The organism is Brachybacterium sp. Marseille-Q7125, assembly GCF_023062615.1.
Lineage (GTDB): Bacteria > Actinomycetota > Actinomycetes > Actinomycetales > Dermabacteraceae > Brachybacterium.
In genome coordinates this window covers 1-2336 of sequence record NZ_JALLAL010000109.1, presented here as the reverse complement: position 1 = coordinate 2336, position 2336 = coordinate 1, and the positions used below count along the sequence as shown (strand labels likewise).

2 protein-coding genes are annotated in these 2336 nt (G+C 71.7%); one reads left to right on the top strand and one right to left on the bottom strand.

Annotation, left to right across the window (positions count from 1 at the left end):
- Positions 1-93 precede the first annotated feature (93 nt).
- Positions 94-723 carry a pyroglutamyl-peptidase I gene (locus tag MU407_RS13880; RefSeq protein ID WP_246958375.1) on the top strand — a complete coding sequence of 210 codons (630 nt, stop codon included), beginning with the start codon at positions 94-96 and terminating at the stop codon, positions 721-723.
- A 471-nt stretch (positions 724-1194) separates the two neighbouring features.
- Here MU407_RS13880 and MU407_RS13875 read toward each other — a convergent pair whose 3' ends face one another.
- Entirely contained in the window at positions 1195-2112 is a 918-nt protein-coding gene (locus MU407_RS13875; RefSeq protein WP_102237224.1) for a rhomboid family intramembrane serine protease, read from the bottom strand.
- Between the last annotated feature and the right edge of the window lie 224 nt (positions 2113-2336).

The following is a 2336-nucleotide window of genomic DNA, read 5'->3' as shown; positions in this document are numbered from 1 at the left end:
CCGTCGGCAGCGTCAGAGCTGTATACGAGCCAGGGCGCGGTCATCGCGCCAGCCTAAGCGCCTTCTCTCCGCCCCGCGCTCTACCCTCGTCCCATGAGCATCGATGTCCTCCTCACCGGCTTCGCACCCTTCGACGGCGCCGACGTGAACGAGTCGTGGCTGGCGGTGCGGGAGGCCGCCCCGGCGCTGCGGGCCGCTGAGATCACGACGCGGGAGCTCGAGCTGCCGGTCGAGTTCGGGCGCGCCGGCGCCGAGCTGCTGCACGCGGCGCGGGAGCATGCGCCGCAGCTCATCGTGGCCGTGGGGCTCGCAGCCGGGCGCCGGGCCGTCACGCCCGAGCGGGTGGCGATCAACATCCGCGACGCCCGCATCCCCGATGCCGCCGGCGCCTCCCCCGTGGATGAACCGGTGGTGCCCGGCGGGCCCGTCGGCTATTTCTCCACCCTGCCGATCAAGGCGATGACCGAGGCGCTCGCCACCCAGGGCCTACCGGCCGCGGTGTCGCAGAGCGCGGGCACCTACGTGTGCAATGACGTGTTCTATCTGCTCGCCCATGCTCTGGCGACGGATCCACAGCTCGCGCAGGCGCGGGGCGGGTTCGTGCATGTTCCCGCGGCCGACGTGGCGCCGCCCGCGGCCGTAGCTCGGGGTCTGGTCGCGGCGATCCGGACGGCGCTCGAAAGCCCGGAGGACCTCGTGGTCACCGGTGGGGCGGAGCACTGAGGGCACCCCTCCCCCGAGTTATCCACAAGATCATCCACAGCGGTGGATGAATGACACGGCTGTAGTTCCGCAGGCGAGAGCGGGGGCGGCGGCGTGTCGCGGCCGCGCCCCGGCGTCGGCGCGGCCGCACCGGCACTGCCGTTCTGACAGCAGGGGCGAGCCCGCGTCAGAATCGCGTTTCCGCAGATCACGGCGCCATGAGAGCCGCAGCCGCGGGCGCCTCCGTCCGCGCCACCCCCCCCGTCGGCAGCGCTCTCCCCCGCTCCGACCAGTTCACGATCGCCCGCACGGCCGGTGCCCGGCAGGCCTCCCCCGTCGGCCGGTCATCCACACCACGCCCCGGGTTATCCACAGAAAGTCTCTGAAATCCCCAAGCCGACCAAAGTTATCCACAATCTCATCCACGACTGTGGAGAACTACAGCGGTGTAACTCCCCGCGGGCCAGCGCCAACGGGCGCCTCCCCGGCGGCTCAGAGCATCCCGACCATGACCGCCTTGCCCGCCACGAGCAGCAGGCACAGCACTACCGCGGCGGCGATCACGCCGCCGTGCAGGAGCGCGGCGCGGCGGCCCAGAGCCTGCCGGTCGGAGGTGGCGGTGGCCCGCGGTCGCAGCGCGAACATCGCCGCGGTCACCGCCGCACCCATCGCGAGCCCACCCAGGTGGCCCTGCCAGGAGATGTTCGAGACCGTGAAGGTGATGACGAGGTTCAGGCCGATCAGCACGAGGATCTGCGTGGTCTGCGCACCCCGGTTCCGGTTGACGATGAACAGCGCCGCGAACAGGCCGAACACGCCACCGCTCGCCCCCAGCGTGCCCCCGAACCAGTCCAGCGATGCCGCGGAGGTCAGCAGGAACACGGCGGTGTGGCCGCCCAGCACGGAGATCAGATACACGGCGGCGAAGCGCCAGCGGCCCATCACCTGCTCGAGGTACTGCCCGCAGATGTACAGCGCATACATGTTCAGGACCAGGTGCAGGATCCCGGCGTGCAGGAACCCGGCGCTGAGGAACGTCCACGGCATGACGAGCGCGCGGAAGGGCGCGAACATCCCCAGCTGATTCACGATGTGCGGGGCGAGCATCTGCCCGAGGTACGCGAGGACGCACAGGGCGATCAGGGTGTAGGTGACGACGGGGGCGCCACGGGTCATCGCCCCGCCCATGCTGTTGCGCGGCCGGGTGGAGGCCTGCTGGCGGTTGAGCTGCCGCTCGCAGTCCACGCACAGCATCCCCACCGCGGCGCCGCGCTGGCAGTCCGGGCAGGCGGGACGCTCGCACCGCTTGCAGCGCACATAGCTCACCCGGTCCGGATGGCGTGGGCAGGTGGGCTGCTGGTCCGGTTGCGGGGAGTCCTCGGCGCTGTAGCCGTAGCTGGGGCGATTCATGCGCTCCATTCCACCACGCGGACCTGCACGTCCGCCGGGCCCGCAGGGCGGGGCGGACGGGCAGACAGGCCCGCCGGGGGGGGCCTGGCGCGCATACACAGCCGACGCGGCCGACGACACGCCGGGCGGGGGGGGCGGGGGGCGCGGGGGCGCCGGAGAAAAAAAACAGAGAGAGGGGCAGCGCGGTGGGGGACAGCGAGGCAGTGCGTTGCGCGGGTAACTCG